This window comes from Pseudomonas sp. BN411 (genome assembly GCF_029871235.1).
Lineage (GTDB): Bacteria > Pseudomonadota > Gammaproteobacteria > Pseudomonadales > Pseudomonadaceae > Metapseudomonas.
Genome location: NZ_SSOM01000073.1, coordinates 123907 through 140073, shown reverse-complemented (window position 1 = coordinate 140073; position 16167 = coordinate 123907). Strand labels below are relative to the sequence as shown.

Annotated in this window: 18 protein-coding genes; 12 read left to right on the top strand and 6 right to left on the bottom strand. The window is 64.8% G+C overall.

Going from position 1 to position 16167, the window contains the following annotated elements; all coding sequences use genetic code 11:
- The first annotated feature begins 124 nt into the window (after positions 1–124).
- From coaBC to E8F06_RS18670, 5 genes are all read left to right on the top strand, one after another.
- Positions 125–1333 carry a bifunctional phosphopantothenoylcysteine decarboxylase/phosphopantothenate--cysteine ligase CoaBC gene (coaBC, locus tag E8F06_RS18690; protein ID WP_280369938.1) on the top strand — a complete coding sequence of 403 codons (1209 nt, stop codon included), beginning with the start codon at positions 125–127 and terminating at the stop codon, positions 1331–1333.
- Positions 1334–1339: 6 nt separating this feature from the next.
- Positions 1340–1795: a dUTP diphosphatase gene (gene dut / locus E8F06_RS18685; RefSeq protein ID WP_151138393.1), complete on the top strand. Its 456-nt coding sequence runs from the start codon at positions 1340–1342 to the stop codon at positions 1793–1795.
- A gap of 1235 nt (positions 1796–3030) precedes the next feature.
- Complete coding sequence (gene algC / locus E8F06_RS18680; protein ID WP_280370618.1) at positions 3031–4428, top strand: phosphomannomutase/phosphoglucomutase; 1398 nt, start codon at positions 3031–3033, stop codon at positions 4426–4428.
- A 21-nt stretch (positions 4429–4449) separates the two neighbouring features.
- Positions 4450–5355 carry an acetylglutamate kinase gene (argB, locus tag E8F06_RS18675; RefSeq protein WP_280369936.1) on the top strand — a complete coding sequence of 302 codons (906 nt, stop codon included), beginning with the start codon at positions 4450–4452 and terminating at the stop codon, positions 5353–5355.
- 59 nt (positions 5356–5414) lie between these two features.
- Positions 5415–5858 (top strand): thioesterase family protein, encoded by a 444-nt coding sequence (locus E8F06_RS18670; protein WP_280369934.1) that lies wholly within the window; start codon positions 5415–5417, stop codon positions 5856–5858.
- 6 nt (positions 5859–5864) lie between these two features.
- Here E8F06_RS18670 and E8F06_RS18665 read toward each other — a convergent pair whose 3' ends face one another.
- Together E8F06_RS18665 and pyrE are read right to left on the bottom strand one after the other, a co-directional pair.
- On the bottom strand, positions 5865–6458 hold the full coding sequence (locus E8F06_RS18665) for a DUF4124 domain-containing protein (RefSeq protein WP_280369932.1): 594 nt from the start codon (positions 6456–6458) through the stop codon (positions 5865–5867).
- A gap of 22 nt (positions 6459–6480) precedes the next feature.
- Positions 6481–7122, bottom strand: a complete 642-nt coding sequence (gene pyrE / locus E8F06_RS18660; RefSeq protein WP_190829196.1) for an orotate phosphoribosyltransferase — start codon at positions 7120–7122, stop codon at positions 6481–6483.
- Between the two features lie 80 nt (positions 7123–7202).
- Here pyrE and E8F06_RS18655 point away from each other — a divergent pair, with 80 nt between their 5' ends.
- Positions 7203–7982, top strand: a complete 780-nt coding sequence (locus tag E8F06_RS18655) for an exodeoxyribonuclease III (RefSeq protein WP_077525532.1) — start codon at positions 7203–7205, stop codon at positions 7980–7982.
- Between the two features lie 55 nt (positions 7983–8037).
- Here the strand turns inward: E8F06_RS18655 and E8F06_RS18650 are convergent, their stop codons facing one another.
- Complete coding sequence (locus tag E8F06_RS18650) at positions 8038–8403, bottom strand: DUF4870 domain-containing protein (RefSeq protein WP_190829194.1); 366 nt, start codon at positions 8401–8403, stop codon at positions 8038–8040.
- Positions 8404–8431: 28 nt separating this feature from the next.
- Complete coding sequence (gene rph / locus E8F06_RS18645; protein WP_190829192.1) at positions 8432–9151, bottom strand: ribonuclease PH; 720 nt, start codon at positions 9149–9151, stop codon at positions 8432–8434.
- Between the two features lie 139 nt (positions 9152–9290).
- Between rph and E8F06_RS18640 the strand changes: the two genes are divergently transcribed.
- The 6 genes from E8F06_RS18640 (at position 9291) to E8F06_RS18615 (ending at position 14597) form a co-directional block, all read left to right on the top strand.
- The gene (locus E8F06_RS18640; protein ID WP_280369929.1) at positions 9291–10154 is read left to right on the top strand and encodes a YicC/YloC family endoribonuclease; all 864 of its coding nucleotides are present in this window, start codon (positions 9291–9293) and stop codon (positions 10152–10154) included.
- Between the two features lie 12 nt (positions 10155–10166).
- Positions 10167–10787, top strand: coding sequence for a guanylate kinase (gene gmk / locus E8F06_RS18635; protein ID WP_190829189.1), 621 nt, complete (start codon positions 10167–10169; stop codon positions 10785–10787).
- A gap of 178 nt (positions 10788–10965) precedes the next feature.
- Complete coding sequence (gene rpoZ / locus E8F06_RS18630; protein WP_151138412.1) at positions 10966–11229, top strand: DNA-directed RNA polymerase subunit omega; 264 nt, start codon at positions 10966–10968, stop codon at positions 11227–11229.
- 60 nt (positions 11230–11289) lie between these two features.
- A complete protein-coding gene (gene spoT, locus E8F06_RS18625) occupies positions 11290–13398 on the top strand; it encodes a bifunctional GTP diphosphokinase/guanosine-3',5'-bis pyrophosphate 3'-pyrophosphohydrolase (RefSeq protein ID WP_280369926.1) in 2109 nt (702 codons plus the stop codon).
- Positions 13399–13426: 28 nt separating this feature from the next.
- Positions 13427–13807 carry a RidA family protein gene (locus E8F06_RS18620; protein WP_077524919.1) on the top strand — a complete coding sequence of 127 codons (381 nt, stop codon included), beginning with the start codon at positions 13427–13429 and terminating at the stop codon, positions 13805–13807.
- A 55-nt stretch (positions 13808–13862) separates the two neighbouring features.
- The gene (locus E8F06_RS18615) at positions 13863–14597 is read left to right on the top strand and encodes a hypothetical protein (protein WP_280369924.1); all 735 of its coding nucleotides are present in this window, start codon (positions 13863–13865) and stop codon (positions 14595–14597) included.
- 85 nt (positions 14598–14682) lie between these two features.
- Here the strand turns inward: E8F06_RS18615 and E8F06_RS18610 are convergent, their stop codons facing one another.
- Together E8F06_RS18610 and E8F06_RS18605 are read right to left on the bottom strand one after the other, a co-directional pair.
- Entirely contained in the window at positions 14683–15297 is a 615-nt protein-coding gene (locus E8F06_RS18610) for a LysE family translocator (protein WP_280369922.1), read from the bottom strand.
- A 69-nt stretch (positions 15298–15366) separates the two neighbouring features.
- Positions 15367–16167: an AraC family transcriptional regulator gene (locus E8F06_RS18605; protein WP_280369920.1), complete on the bottom strand. Its 801-nt coding sequence runs from the start codon at positions 16165–16167 to the stop codon at positions 15367–15369.

The window sequence follows — 16167 nt, the reverse complement described above, 5'->3', positions numbered from 1 at the left end:
GTTGAGCCGCGCCGCTGTTCCAGTGCAGTCGCTGTGCTATCTTAACCCACCTTTTTTGCGCGGCGATCGGCCTGGGGAGGCGCCTTCGCCGTAGCGCATCTTCCACTTCATAAAAGGCAGGCCTATGCAGCGGCTCTATCGGAAACGCATCCTCCTGGGCGTGGGCGGCGGCATTGCTGCCTACAAGAGCGCTGAACTGGTTCGCCGACTGCGCGACCAGGGCGCCGAGGTCCGTGTGGTAATGACCCAGGGCGGCCGCGAGTTCATCACCCCGCTGACCCTCCAGGCCCTCTCCGGGCATCCCGTTCACCTCGAGCTGCTCGACCCCGCCGCCGAAGCGGCCATGGGCCACATCGAACTCGCCCGCTGGGCCGACCTGGTGTTGATCGCGCCGGCTACTGCGGACCTGATGGCGCGCCTGGCACAGGGCGTGGCGGATGACCTGCTGACTACCCTGGTACTCGCCACCGATGCGCCGGTTGCCCTCGCTCCCGCGATGAACCAGGCCATGTGGCGCGACCCGGCCACCCAGGCCAACCTGGAACTCCTCGCCAAGCGTGGCCTGCGCCTGTTCGGCCCAGCCGCCGGCAGCCAGGCCTGCGGCGACGTCGGCCTCGGCCGCATGCTGGAAGCCGAGGAACTGGCACAACTCGCTGCCGACTGCTTCGAGCACCGCGCCCTTACCGGCCGCCATGTACTGATCACCGCTGGCCCGACCCAGGAAAACATCGACCCGGTGCGCTACATCACCAACCACAGCTCCGGAAAGATGGGCTTCGCCCTCGCCGAAGCCGCGGTGGAAGCTGGCGCCAAGGTGACCCTGATCACCGGTCCGGTGCACCTGCCCACCCCGGACCGCGTTAACCGCATCGACGTGGTCAGCGCCCGCGACATGCTTGCCGCCTGCGAAGCGGTCATGCCCTGCGACCTGCTGATCGCCGCCGCGGCCGTCGCCGACTACCGCCCGGAAGTGGTTGCGCAGCACAAAATGAAGAAAGACCCGACCAGCGGCGAAGGCCTGCTGCTGCAGCTGGTACGCAACCCCGATATTCTCGCGACGCTCGCCGGCCGACCCGATCGCCCGTTCAGCGTGGGCTTCGCCGCCGAGACCGAAAACCTGCTCGAGTACGCCTCGCGCAAGCTCAAGGACAAGAACCTCGACCTGATCGTCGCCAATGACGTGGCCAACCCCAGCATCGGCTTCAACAGCGAGGAAAACGCCATCACCGTCATCGACCGCGACCTGGGCCAGAGCAGCTTCGCCCAGACCAGCAAGGGCAAGATCGCCCGCCAGCTGATCGCCTTCATCGCCGACCGCCTCAACCAGGCCTGAGATTCCATGCACTCACTGCAAGCCAAGATCCTCGATTCCCGCATCGGCAGCGAATTCCCCCTGCCGCAATACGCTACCCCAGGCTCCGCCGGCCTCGACCTGCGCGCCATGCTCAAGGAAGAAGTCGTCCTCGAACCGGGCCAGACCATCCTCATCCCCACCGGCCTGTCGATCTACATCGCCGACCCGGGCCTGGCCGCGCTGATCCTGCCGCGCTCGGGCCTCGGCCATAAGCACGGCGTGGTGCTGGGCAACCTGGTGGGCCTGATCGACTCCGACTACCAGGGCGAGTTGATGGTGTCCTGCTGGAACCGCGGCCAGACCGCCTTCCGCATCGCCATTGGCGAACGCATCGCCCAGCTGGTTCTGGTGCCTGTGGTCCAGGCGCACTTTGAACTGGTCGACGAATTCCATGAGAGCGAGCGCGGCGCCGGCGGTTTCGGTCACACCGGCAGCCACTGACAAGCCAGAATCAGGACGACGATTCGCCTAGGAGACGTTCAGTGAAACTCTTCAAGCGCAGCAAGGACGCCGCCGGCAACGGTACAGCCCGCCTGTCGCCCGAGGCCAAGCCTGCCCGCAAGCAGTCCGACGACCTGCTCCCGGGGGCGCTCGCCGCCCTCGTGGGCGTGGCCGCTGCCGGCGCGCTGCTCTGGTTCGGCGCGATTGTCCCGTCCGAGCAGAGTCGAACCGGACAACTTGCGCAGGCCTGGGGTGACAGCCAGGCCTCCGCCCTTCGCCAGGCCATCACCCAGTTGCGGGCCGACACCGCCGCAGCCGCCCACGATCCGAGCCTGATCGACGCCCTCAACAGTGGCGATGCCGGCCAGCTGATGACCGCCGAGCGCGGACTGGGCTATCGCGACGGCGTGATCGACGCCCACCTCAACCTGCCCGGCCAGGCCCAGCAGAACAGCCAGCGCGCCGCGCCGATGAACTTTGCCGCGCTGGACCTGCTGCGTCGCCTGGAGGGCGGTCAGCAGCCCAGCCCCGAAGCCTACAAGGTGGGTGAACGCTGGCTGATCTACAGCGCCGCGCCGCTGCGCCTGAACGATCAGAGCACCCCCCAGGGCACACTGTTGCTGGTGTTCGACCTGGATCGCCTGATGCGCAGCCTGCCGGCACTGCCGGACGGCGTTGGCCAGCTGCAGCTGGTCCAGCAGTTTAACAATGCCCCGGCCCAGGTACTGGCCCAGCGCGGACAGCCCGGCGATGCTGCGGCCATCGCACTGGATAGCGGCAATCCGAACTGGAAGCTCAGCTTCGTTCCTGGCGCGGCGCTGACCGGGGAAAGCGTTTCTCCGCTGCTGCTAGCACTGGCCGCACTGCTCGCCCTGGGCGGCGCGGTGCTGGGCCTGAAGCTTTACCAGGGCACGCTGCAGCGCAAGCTGCGTGATGACGCTCAGCAACTCAATCAGATGCTGCAAGAACTCTCGAGCGGCAAGAGCGTCAAAGCCTTCAGTCTGCGCCTGCCGGCGCTGGACAACCTGGCCCAGGCGCTCGCCCGCCAACCCAGGCGTAAATCCGAGCCGGCGCCGGACAACGGCCAGGCCCAGGCGGTCGCCAGCAACCCCGTTGCCCCGGCTCCCGCACAGCCAGCCGCATCGGCTGACCCACTTTTCCAAGATACCGACATTCTCGATATTGACATCCTCGACGAAGACCAGGACCTCCTGGGATTGGAGCAAGCCCCCGCCATGACCAGCATCGAACAGATCGCCCCCACCCTGCCCGCCAGCATTTTCCGCGCGTATGACATCCGCGGTGTGGTCGGCGACACCCTCACCACCGAGACCGCCTACTGGGTAGGTCGCGCCATCGGCTCCGAGAGCCTGGCCCGCGGCGAGTCCAACGTCTCGGTTGGCCGCGATGGTCGCCTGTCCGGCCCCGAACTGGTTCAGGCCCTGATCCAGGGTCTGCTGGACTGCGGCTGCCAGGTCAGCGACGTCGGCATGGTGCCGACCCCGGCGCTCTACTACGCGGCCAACGTGCTGGCCGGCAAATCCGGCGTGATGCTCACCGGCAGCCACAACCCGCCGGACTACAACGGCTTCAAGATCATGGTCGCCGGCGAAACCCTGGCCAACGAACAGATCACCGCCCTGCACACCCGCATCCAGAACAACGACCTGGCCAGCGGCGTCGGCAGCGTCGAAGCGGTGGACGTACTGGATCGCTACTTCCGTGAAATCCGCGACGACATCGCCATGGCCAGGCCCATGAAAGTGGTGGTGGACTGCGGCAACGGCGTAGCCGGCGTGATCGCGCCGCAGTTGATCGAGGCCCTGGGCTGCACCGTGATTCCGCTGTACTGCGACGTCGACGGCACCTTCCCCAACCACCATCCGGATCCGGGCAAGCCCGAGAACCTGGAAGACCTGATCGCCAAGGTGAAGGAAGAGAAGGCCGACCTGGGCCTGGCCTTCGACGGCGACGGCGACCGCGTCGGCGTGGTGACAAACGAAGGCACCATCATCTACCCGGACCGCCTGCTGATGCTGTTCGCCAAGGACGTGGTATCGCGCAATCCCGGCGCCGACATCATCTTCGACGTCAAGTGCACCCGCCGCCTGACCTCCCTCATCAGCGGCTATGGCGGCCGCCCGGTGATGTGGAAGACCGGCCACTCGCTGATCAAGAAGAAGATGAAGGAAACCGGCGCGCTGCTGGCTGGCGAGATGAGCGGCCACATCTTCTTCAAGGAACGCTGGTACGGCTTCGACGACGGCATCTACAGCGCCGCGCGCCTGCTGGAAATCCTCAGCCAGGACAAGCGTGACGCTGAACTTGTGTTCTCGGCCTTCCCGAAAGACGTCTCCACTCCGGAAATCAACATCACCGTCACCGACGAGAGCAAGTTCCGCCTGATCGAGCGCCTGCAGCGCGAGGCCAACTGGGGCGAAGCGAACCTCACCACCCTCGATGGCGTGCGTGTCGATTATCCGAAGGGCTGGGGCCTGTGCCGCGCCTCCAACACGACTCCCGTGCTGGTGCTGCGCTTCGAGGCCGACACTGAGGAAGAGCTGGAGCGCATCAAGCAGGTGTTCCGCAGCCAGCTCACCCTCATTGCCCCTGAACTCAACCTGCCGTTCTGATCCGTGTCACTGGAGCCCAGCATGACCCTCAGCCTCGACGCTGCTTCCCAAGTCGCCCAGGTCCTGTCCGAAGCACTGCCCTACATTCGCCGCTTCGTCGGCAAGACCCTGGTGGTCAAGTACGGCGGCAACGCCATGGAGAGCGACGAGCTGAAGGCCAGCTTCGCCCGCGATGTGGTGCTGATGAAGGCTGTCGGCATCAATCCGGTGGTGGTGCACGGCGGCGGTCCGCAGATTGGTGACCTGCTCAAGCGCCTGTCCATCGAGAGCCACTTCGTCGACGGCATGCGCGTGACCGACGCGCAGACCATGGACGTGGTCGAGATGGTGCTGGGTGGCCAGGTGAACAAGGACATCGTCAACCTGATCAACCGCCATGGCGGCAGCGCCATCGGCCTGACCGGCAAGGACGCCGAGCTGATTCGCGCGAAGAAGCTCACCGTCACCCGCCAGACCCCCGAGATGACCCAGCCGGAGATCATCGACATCGGTCACGTGGGCGAAGTCGCCAGCGTCAATACCGACCTGCTGAACATGCTGGTGAAGGGCGACTTCATCCCGGTGATCGCGCCGATCGGTGTCGGCGCCAACGGCGAGTCGTACAACATCAACGCCGATCTGGTGGCCGGCAAGGTGGCCGAGGCACTGAAGGCCGAGAAGCTGATGCTGCTCACCAACATCGCCGGCCTGATGGACAAGCAGGGCAAGGTACTCACCGGCCTGTCCACCGAGCAGGTCAACGACCTGATCGCCGACGGCACCATCTACGGCGGCATGCTGCCGAAGATCCGCTGTGCGCTGGATGCCGTGCAGGGCGGCGTGAATGCTGCACACATCATCGATGGCCGCGTACCCCACGCGGTGCTGCTGGAGATCTTCACCGACACAGGCGTCGGCACCCTGATCACCAACCGCAAGCGCAGCTAAGCGAAGCGACACCCAGACAGGCCGGAGCGATCCGGCCTGTTCTTTTTGAGGAGCCGGCAATGGCCAAGCTGTCCCGTGATGACTTCCGTTTCTTCCACCCCCTGCGCGTGCGCTGGGCCGAGGTCGATCCGCAAGGCATCGTCTTCAACGGCAACTACCTGACCTACGCCGACGTCGCGATCACCGAGTACTTCCGCGCCATGGACGTGGCCTATCCGGCCGATCTGCTGAAGGACGGCGGCGACTTCTTCGCGGTGAAGACCTTGCTGGAGTACCTGGCGCCTGCACGCTTCGACGACCAGTTGGACATCGGCGTGCGCGTCAGTCGCCTGGGCGGTGCGAGCATGGCCTTCGAGCTGGGCATCTGGCGCGGGGAAGAACAGCTCACCTCGGGTGAGGTGGTCTACGTGCACGCGGACGCCGGCAGCCGCAGAAGCGTGCGGCTCCCGGACTGGTTGAGGGAGCGGGTGCGGGAGTTCGAACGGATCGCGCCGGCCGACTGAAGCCGGCTAGCGAGCGCCGCCAAGCAGTTCGGCCAGCCGCGCACGGTCGGCGGCATAGCCTGCCTTGGCGATATCGCGGTCCTTTTCGTAGCGGGCGATGTCCTTGTCCAGGCTCTTCTGCTGGTCGCGCAGGTTGTCGATCTGCTCCACCAGGTGGGCGGGCACCTCGCGTCCGGCCCGCTCGCTTTCCGCAGCCTGAGTCTGCAGGCTGGACTGCTGGGCACGCAGCGATTGCTGATTGCCACGGGCGACACCGATCAGGCCATCGAGCTCGGCCATCTTGCGTTCCAGGGCACGATCGACATCTTCGACGCTGGTGTAGAGACGCAGCAACTGGGCATCGGACCTGGCGCGAGCCTTCTCATCCAGCAGACGCTGCATTTCCTCACGGCTCGGCGCCGGCGGGACCACACGCACGACCCGCCCGTGCTCATTGAGCACTTCGTAACCCTTGCCGATGTATTCCGGCGGAACGCCCTGGCGATCCAGGACGGTCACACCTTTGTCGTCGACGTAGCGATACAGTTCCGCCGCGCCAGCCAACGCCGGCGACAACAGGACCAGTGCCAGGCTGCAGCGAAGTGCAAACGGCTTCAGCATGAGGACTCCCGGCCCCGAATGGTCAGATACCGAAGTTGGCGCGATAGGTTTCCACGGCAGGCAGGTGTTTCTTCAGCTCGGCGTCACCAGCCAGATACTCCAGTACCTGCTCCAGAGAGACGATGCTGACTACCGGCATGCCGAAGTCACGCTCCACTTCCTGTATAGCCGAGAGTTCGCCCTGGCCGCGCTCCTGGCGATTAAGTGCGATCAGCACGCCAGCCGCCTGGGCGTTCTGCGCCTGGATAATCTGCATGACTTCGCGGATCGCCGTACCGGCGGTGATCACGTCATCGATGATCAGCACGCGACCTTCGAGCGGCGCGCCAACCAGGGTGCCGCCTTCGCCATGGTCTTTGGCTTCCTTGCGATTGAAGCACCACGGGATGTCGATCTGGTGATGTTCGGCCAGCGCCACGGCAGTGGCAGCCGCCAGCGGAATGCCCTTGTAGGCCGGGCCGAACAGCACATCGAAAGGAATGCCGCTATCCACCACGGCGGCCGCATAGAATCGGCCGAGCTTGGCAAGGGCAAGGCCGCTGTTGAACAGGCCGGCATTGAAGAAATAGGGGCTGGTACGCCCGGACTTGAGAGTGAACTCACCGAAACGCAGAACCCCGCGCTCGATGGCAAAGCGAATGAAATCGCGCTGGTACGCCTGCATGAAAAGCCTCGGACGGCACGGATTTAGCTAAATAGAAAGAGCTCGGGTATCATACACGCACGTGTTTTTGGGGGCCATTTATGCGGATCATCAGTGTGAACGTGAATGGTATTCAAGCGGCAGCCGAGCGAGGTCTCCTCAGCTGGCTGCAAGCTCAGAATGCCGACGTGATCTGCCTGCAAGACACCCGTGCCTCCGCCTTCGACCTGGACGACCCTGCCTTCCAACTGGATGGTTATTTCCTCTATGCCGGCGATGCCGAAGTGCCTGCCCAAGGTGGCGTGGCGCTCTATTCGCGGTTGCAACCCAAGGCGGTTATCTGGGGACTCGGCTTCGAGTCCTGCGATCGGTACGGACGCTACCTGCAGGCAGATTTCGACAAAGTGAGCATCGCCACCCTGCTGCTGCCTTCCGGGCAAGGCGGGGACGAGAACCTGAACCACAAGTTCAAGTTCATGGACGACCTCACCCATTATCTGAACAAGCAGCGCCGCAAGCGCCGCGAGTACATCTACTGCGGCTCGCTGTACGTTGCGCACCAGAAGCTGGATGTGAAGAACTGGCGCGACTGCCAGCAGATCCCGGGCTTCCTGGCGCCCGAGCGCGCCTGGATGGACGAAGTGTTTGGCAACATGGGCTACGTCGATGCCCTGCGCGAAGTCAGCCGCGAAGGCGACCAGTTCAGCTGGTGGCCGGACAGCGAGCAGGCTGAGATGCTCAATCTCGGCTGGCGCTTCGACTACCAGGTGCTGACACCGGGGCTGCGCCGCTTCGTGAAGGGCGCCAAGCTGCCGCGCCAGCCGCGCTTCTCGCAGCACGCGCCGCTGATCGTCGACTACGACTGGCTGCTGAGCGTGTAATCCAGGCAGAAAAAAGCCGGCTTTCGAGCCGGCTTTTTCTTGTCCGCGATTCGGCCTATTTCACCAGGCGCCAGCAGAAGGGGTAGCGATACGCCTGACCTTCGTTGGCCTTGATCCCGGCGATGATGGTCAGCACCAGCGCACCAATGCTCACCAGGCCGAGCAACGGGAAGCCGATCACCACCAGCATCAGCAGGAAGCACAGCACCACGGCCAGCGCCACGGTGATCTGGAAGTTCAGCGCTTCCTTGCCCTGGGCATCGACGAAGGGATCGAGGTCCTTCTTGATCTGCCAGACGATCAGCGGACCCAGCAGGTTGCCAAAGGGGAACACCAGGCCGAGGAAGGCGGAGAAGTGGCAGAACATCGCCCACTGCCGGACTTCCCGGGTAGGCTCCTGATACTCAGTTGGCTCGTCCATTCCTGCACCTCCTCGTGCAATGTCGGCGTCAGTCGGCCAGGGCGGCGCGCTGCAGCTCGAACAGATCATTCAGGCCCTTGCGCGCCAGCTCGAGCATCGCGTTCAGCTCTTCCGGCTGGAAGGGAGCGCCCTCGGCGGTACCCTGGACTTCGATGAAGCCGCCGGCATCGGTCATGACCACGTTCAGGTCGGTTTCGGCGGCGGCGTCTTCCAGGTAGTCCAGGTCCAGCACCGGCTCGCCCTGGTAGATGCCAACGGACACCGCAGCGACCATCTGCTTCAGCGGCTCGCCCTTCAGGGCACCGCGCTTCTTCAGCACTTTCAGCGCATCCACCAGAGCCACCATGGCGCCGGTGATCGACGCGGTACGGGTGCCGCCATCGGCCTGGATCACATCGCAATCCAGATAGATGGTGTTCTCGCCCAGCTTGGTCATGTCCAGCGCAGCGCGCAGCGAGCGGCCGATCAGACGCTGGATCTCCAGGGTGCGGCCGCCCTGCTTGCCACGGCTGGCTTCGCGCTGGTTACGCTCACCGGTGGCGCGCGGCAGCATGCCGTATTCGGCGGTCAGCCAACCCTGGCCCTGCCCCTTGAGGAAACGCGGCACGCCGGCTTCGACGCTGGCCGTGCAGATCACTTTGGTATCCCCAAACTCCACCAGCACCGAGCCTTCGGCATGCTTGGTGTAGTTGCGGGTGATGCGGATCGGGCGCAGCTGATCGGCCGCGCGGCCACTGGGACGTTTCATGGGGGCTTACCTGTTCGGGAGAAATCTGCCGCCATTATAGAGGCCCGACGGCATGGGCGACATCGCCGCGTTGGGAGGCGCAGGCCGCCTGGGCTACAATCCCCTCCTTTGATCGCCGAAACCGAGAAGAGGAAACCCCATGGTGCACAGCATGACCGCCTTCGCCCGCGTCGAACGGGCGGGCTCCCACGGCACCCTGAGCTGGGAACTGCGCTCGGTGAACCACCGCTACCTCGAACCCCATCTGCGACTGCCGGAAGCCTTCCGCGACCTCGAAGGCCCGGTGCGCGAGGCCCTGCGCCAGGGCCTCTCCCGCGGCAAGGTGGAATGCACCCTGCGCATGGCCGAAGAAAGCGCCGGCAAGCCGCTGCAGGTGGACCGCGAGCGCGCCAGCCAACTGATCCAGGCCGCCGAGAGCGTCGCCGCGCTGATCCAGCAACCGGCACCGCTCAATCCCCTGGAAGTGCTTGCCTGGCCGGGCGTGCTGGTAGCCGATGCCGCCGATCCGCAAGCGCTCAACGCCGCCGCCATGGAAGCCTTCGCCCAGGCCCTCGTCGAGCTGAAGAACGGCCGCTCCCGCGAAGGCGCCGAACTGGCCCGACTGCTCAATGAGCGTCTGGATGCCATGCAGGAAGAAGTCACTGCCCTGCGCGCGCTGGTTCCGCAGATGCTTGCCGGCCAGCGCCAGAAGATCCTCGACCGCTTCACCGAGATGAAGGCCGAGCTGGACCCGCAACGCCTGGAACAGGAAATGGTGCTGCTGGCGCAGAAGAGTGATGTCGCCGAAGAGCTGGACCGCCTCGGTACCCACATCAGCGAAGTCCGCCGCGTACTCAAGGCCGGCGGTGCCGCCGGCCGCCGCCTGGACTTCCTGATGCAGGAGCTCAACCGCGAAGCCAATACCCTGGGCTCCAAGGCCTTCGATCCGCGCAGCACCCAGGCTGCGGTCAACCTCAAGGTGTTGATCGAGCAGATGCGCGAACAAGTCCAGAACATCGAGTAAGAGAACGCCCCCATGACCGCCACCCCCGGCACCCTGTACATCGTTTCCGCCCCTTCCGGCGCCGGCAAGACCAGCCTGGTCAAGGCGCTGATCGACGCCGAGCCGAACATCCGCGTCTCGGTATCCCACACCACCCGCGGCATGCGCCCGGGCGAGGTGGATGGCGTGAACTACAACTTCGTGTCCCGCGAAGAGTTCGTGCACATGCTCGAGCACGGTGACTTCCTCGAGCACGCCGAAGTCTTCGGCAACCTCTACGGAACGTCCCAGCGGTGGGTCCAACAGACCCTGGCCGAGGGCCATGACCTGATCCTCGAAATCGACTGGCAGGGCGCCCAGCAGGTCCGCCATCTGATGCCCCTGGCCAAGTCGATCTTCATTCTGCCGCCGAGCCAGGAAGCCCTGCGCCAGCGTCTGGACAACCGCGGCCAGGACAGCAACGAGATCATTGAGCGCCGCATGCGTGAAGCAGTCAGCGAGATGAGCCACTACGTCGAGTACGACTACCTGGTGATCAACGACGACTTCGCCACCGCCCTGGACGATCTCAAGGCCATTTTCCGCGCCAACCAGCTGCTTCACGCCCCGCAGCAGGTCCGTCATGGCGCCCTGCTCGCGCGTCTGCTCGAGTAGGCGCGAAAGCGTCTATTACGGCGATAGCTGGTTCCCTGGCCAGCCTTGAGCCACACTCCACCACAGGAGCGCCGAAAATCGGCGCTTCCCTAAATGGTGGCGATTTTTTAGACTATTCAGTCCGCTCGCCCGATCCGGGCAAAGTATCAGCCACCCATTTCGTGCTACGAGGAACACCATGGCCCGCGTTACTGTTGAAGATTGCCTGGAAAACGTCGACAACCGCTTCGAGCTGGTCATGCTCGCTACCAAGCGTTCCCGTCAGCTGGCCACCGGCGGCAAAGAGCCGAAGGTAGCCTGGGAAAACGACAAGCCGACCGTAGTCGCCCTGCGCGAAATCGCTGCCGGCCTGGTCGACTACGAAGTCGTCGCCCAGGAAGACATCGTTGAAGAAGAGCCGCTGTTCGCCGCATTCGAGGACGAGGCCAACGAGGCCCTCTGATCCTATGCCTGGTCGACGTCGCACGGCGCAGGGTAACGAAGGCCGGCAAGGAGAAATATCTTGCCGAGCATAGACGCCCTTGCCGAACGACTTTCGACCTATCTCGGCGCCGACCAGGTCAACCTGGTGCGCCGAGCCTACTTCTACGCCGAGCAGGCGCACGACGGTCAGCGCCGTCGCAGCGGTGAAGCCTACGTCACCCACCCGCTCGCCGTAGCCAGCATCCTCGCCGACATGCACATGGACCATCAGAGCCTGATGGCCGCGATGCTGCATGACGTGATCGAGGACACCGGCATCGCCAAGGAAGCCCTCAGCGGGCAATTCGGCGAAACCGTCGCCGAGCTGGTGGACGGGGTCAGCAAGCTGACCCAGATGAACTTCGAGTCCAAGGCAGAAGCCCAGGCCGAAAACTTCCAGAAGATGGCCATGGCCATGGCGCGCGACATCCGCGTGATCCTGGTCAAGCTGGCCGACCGCCTGCACAACATGCGCACCCTGGAAGTGCTGTCCGGCGAGAAGCGCCGGCGCATCGCCAAGGAAACCCTGGAAATCTACGCCCCCATCGCCAACCGGCTGGGCATGCACAGCATGCGCGTGGAATTCGAGGACCTCGGCTTCAAGGCGATGCACCCGATGCGCTCCGAGCGCATTCGCACCGCAGTGCGTCGCGCCCGCGGCAACCGCAAGGAAATCGTCAACAAGATCGAGGAATCGCTGACCAACTGCTTGCGTCGTGAAGGCATGGAAGGCGAGGTCATCGGCCGCGAGAAGCACCTCTACAGCATCTACAAGAAGATGCGCGGCAAGCGCCGGGCGTTCAACGAAATCATGGACGTCTACGCCTTCCGCATCATCGTCGACAAGGTCGACACCTGCTACCGCGTGCTCGGCGCCGTGCACAACCTGTACAAGCCGCTGCCCGGCCGCTTCAAGGACTACATCGCGATTCCCAAGGCCAACGGCTACCAGTCGCTGCATACCACCCTGTTCGGCATGCACGGCGTACCCATCGAGATCCAGATCCGCACTCGCGAGATGGAAGAGATGGCCAACAACGGCATCGCCGCCCACTGGCTGTACAAGTCCACCGAGGACGACCAGCCCAAGGGCACCCACGCCCGCGCCCGTCAGTGGGTCAAGGGCATCCTGGAACTGCAGCAACGCGCCGGCAACTCCCTGGAATTCATCGAGAGCGTGAAGATCGACCTCTTCCCCGACGAGGTCTACGTGTTCACGCCCAAGGGCCGCATCATGGAGCTGCCGAAAGGCTCCACCGCGGTCGACTTCGCCTACGCCGTGCACACCGATGTCGGCAACACCTGTATCGCCTGCCGCATCAACCGCCGCCTGGCGCCGCTGTCCGAACCGCTGCAGAGCGGCGAGACGGTCGAGATCGTCACCGCGCCGGGCGCCCGGCCAAACCCGGCCTGGCTCAACTTCGTCGTCACAGGCAAGGCACGCACCCATATCCGCCACGCCCTCAAGCAACAGCGCCGCTCGGAGTCCATCAGCCTCGGCGAACGCCTGCTGAACAAGGCACTGGCCGGCTTCGAGAGCCACCTGGACAAGATCAGCCCCGAGCGCATCCAGGCCGTCCTCGGCGAGTACCGCCTGGACGTGATCGAAGACCTGCTGGAAGACGTCGGCCTCGGCAATCGCATGGCCTACGTGGTCGCCCGTCGCCTGCTGGCCAGCGACGGCGAGCAGCTGCCGAACCCCGAGGGTCCGCTGGCGATCCGTGGCACCGAGGGCCTGGTGCTGAGCTACGCCAAGTGCTGCACGCCGATCCCGGGCGACCCCATCGTCGGTCACCTGTCCGCCGGCAAGGGCATGGTGGTGCACCTGGAAAACTGCAAGAACATCAGCGAAATCCGGCACAACCCGGAGAAATGCATCCAGCTGTCCTGGGCCAAGGACGTTGCCGGCGAGTTCAATGTCGAACTGCGCGTGGAGCTGGAGCACCAGCGCGGCCTGATCGCCCTGCTCGCCAGCAGCGTCAATGCCGCCGATGGCAATATCGAGAAAATCAGCATGGACGAGCGCGATGGCCGCATCAGCGTGGTCCAGCTGGTAGTCAGCGTGCACGACCGTGTGCATCTGGCCCGCGTGATCAAGAAGCTGCGTGCGCTCAAGGGGGTGATCCGTATCACCCGCGTGCGGGCGTAGCCGATCCCAAGAAACCCAAGGAGTTCTCATGAGCAAGACCGTCATCAGCAGCGACAAGGCCCCCGCCGCCATCGGCACTTACTCCCAGGCCATCAAGGCCGGCAACACCGTCTACATGTCCGGCCAGATCCCGCTGGACCCGAAAACCATGGAACTGGTTGAAGGCTTCGAAGCCCAGACCGTGCAGGTGTTCGAAAACCTGAAGGCCGTGGCCGAAGCCGCCGGCGGTTCCTTCAAGGACATCGTCAAGCTGAACATCTTCCTGACCGACCTGTCCCACTTCGCCAAGGTCAACGAAGTCATGGGCCGTTACTTCGAGCAGCCCTACCCCGCCCGTGCCGCCATCGGCGTCGCCGCCCTGCCGCGCGGCTCCCAGGTGGAAATGGACGCCATCCTGGTCCTCGAATAATTCGTCTCCGCCACGGGCCGTCCGGCCCGTGGCACCGTTCCGGAAGGAATCCGAAATGCGCTACACCCTCCCCCTGCTGCTTTGCGCGGCCATTCTTGGCGGCTGCTCCAGCACCCCGTCTGACCCTAGCGGCATCTGGATCAACCAGGCGGCGATCAATGCCGCGGCCAAGGAGGGCAAGCTGCGTGAATCCCTGCTCGCCTACGGCCCCAACCTGGAGTGGCAGATCGACCAGAAGACCGGCGAAGCCCACTACAGCAACGGCTTCGAGCTGGGTGAAGGCCGTCTCGCGGCCCAGGAAGATGGCAACTGGCGGGTGGATTTCTACGGCGACTACCACGAAGTGCTGGAAGTGGACGGCAACGAGCTGGTGCAGCAGGCCAGCGAGAACCTTCCCGAGCAGCGTTTCGTCCATCCGGAGACAGCTCCGGCAGAAGGCGCCCCACCGGGCAGCGCCTTCGAGCATGCGCTCTACTCCGCCTACCTCGGCGGCGACTGGAAGATCGTCGAAGGCCAGGGCGAGGGCGGTCTGGTCAAGTTCAACGCCGATGGCAGCCTCGAAGGCCTGCCGGGCGCGGATCGCTACGCCCTCTGCCTGGCTGGCGACTGCGCGGCCATGAGTGGCGAAAACGACAGCATCTGGCTGCAGAACGGCAACCAGGGCGCCGCGTGGATCTTCGTTCACGACGGCGATGAACTGGAAATCCTCGAAGCGCGCAACCGCGCCCAGATCGACGAAATGCCCGAATACTCCCCCGGCAAGCGCGCCTGGCTACTGGAGCGCGACTAAGTTTCTCCCGCACGCACGCACGGACGTAGGAGCGAGCTCTGCTCGCGAAGCTCCGTGCCGCGCAGATCGCGAGCAGAGCTCGCTCCTACACGCTGACCACCAACCACAGCCCCAGCGCCAGCAGAAACGCACCGCAAAGCCTATCCAGCACCCTGACTCGCAACCGCAGCCAAACACGCCAGCGCGGATAACCGAGCAGCCGCGCCAGCGCCATATCCCAGAACAGCACCACAGCGGTCATCCAGGCCATGCTCATGGCCAGCCCCCACCCCGGCATCGCCGCATTGCGCAGCACACCAAACAGGCCCGCGTAGAAAATCGGCAGCTTTGGATTCAGGCTGCTGGCCAGCAAACCCTCAGTGAATCCATGGCGCCATGAGCCGCGCTGGCCGGTCTCGGCTTCCGGCAGCACCAGCTCCCGCCGGGCCAGCAGTGCCTGGCCACCGATCCAGACGAAATAGCCACCGCCAACCAGTTGCAGCACCAGCCAGAATGTCCCGCCCGATTCAGGCAACAGGCTCAGCGCCAGCAGTACCACTAGCATCGACAAGAGGTTCGCCAGGGCGATGCCCGACGCGCAGCCATCAGCATGGCGCAGACCTTTCACCAATCCGGCGCGCAGTAACAGGAAGAAATCCGGCCCTGGCGACAGCAGGGCGGCGAAATGGGTGCTGGCGACCAGCAGGAACAACGCGAGCATGGCTTCGAACCTCCGTGGAACACGGCCGGCAGTGTCGAAGCCAGATGGGGCGGCGGTCTTGGAGAAAACTCAGGTGCGCGCGGCGCGACGAAAATGCCCCGGCGTGACGCCGGTGAACCGCTTGAAGGTGCCGGAGAAGTGCGCCTGGTCGTAGAAGCCCAGGGACAGTGCCACCTCCAGCGGCGACTGGTCACCGAGCAAGAGGCGCTTGGCCTCACGCACCCGACGTTGCAACAGGTAGGTATGCGGCGGCACGCCGTAGGCACGACGAAAGGCTTCAATCAGGTGGCGCGGATGGCGCTGGACCAAGCCAGCCATCTGTTCGAGGCTCACCGCCTCGGCGTAGTGCGCCTCCAGGTAGTCGCGCAGGAAAGCCGTTACGCCGCCATCGCGTGCGGCAGGCGCTGCCGCGCGCAAGCCACCGTGGCGAATGAACACCCGCTCCAGCACCTCCAGCAGCTCGCTTTCCACGGCCAGTGCATCGCCACGCTCGAACTCCGCGGCCAAGCGTGCCAACCCGGCCGCAACCTGCCCGTCATCGGCCGGATTCAGCTCGCGGAAGCCGCTGGGCAGACGCTTGCGTCCGAGCAGTGCGGGCAGGCGCGACTCCTCGACGTAGAGCATGCGATAGACCAGCCGCTCGGACTCGGCATGGCCGGTATGGGGCTCCTCGGGGTTCATCAGCGACAGCGTGCCCGCTGGCAGGGCATGTCGCGCACCCCGGCATTGATAACCGCCGATGCCTTCGAGGATGGCGCCGATGGCGAAGGCATCATGGCTATGCCGGCCGAACTGCTGCCCGGAAAAATCCGCATGGAACAGCTCCACCCCAGGCAACCAGGCGCGGGCCAGCATGCGGTTGGCGTCCAT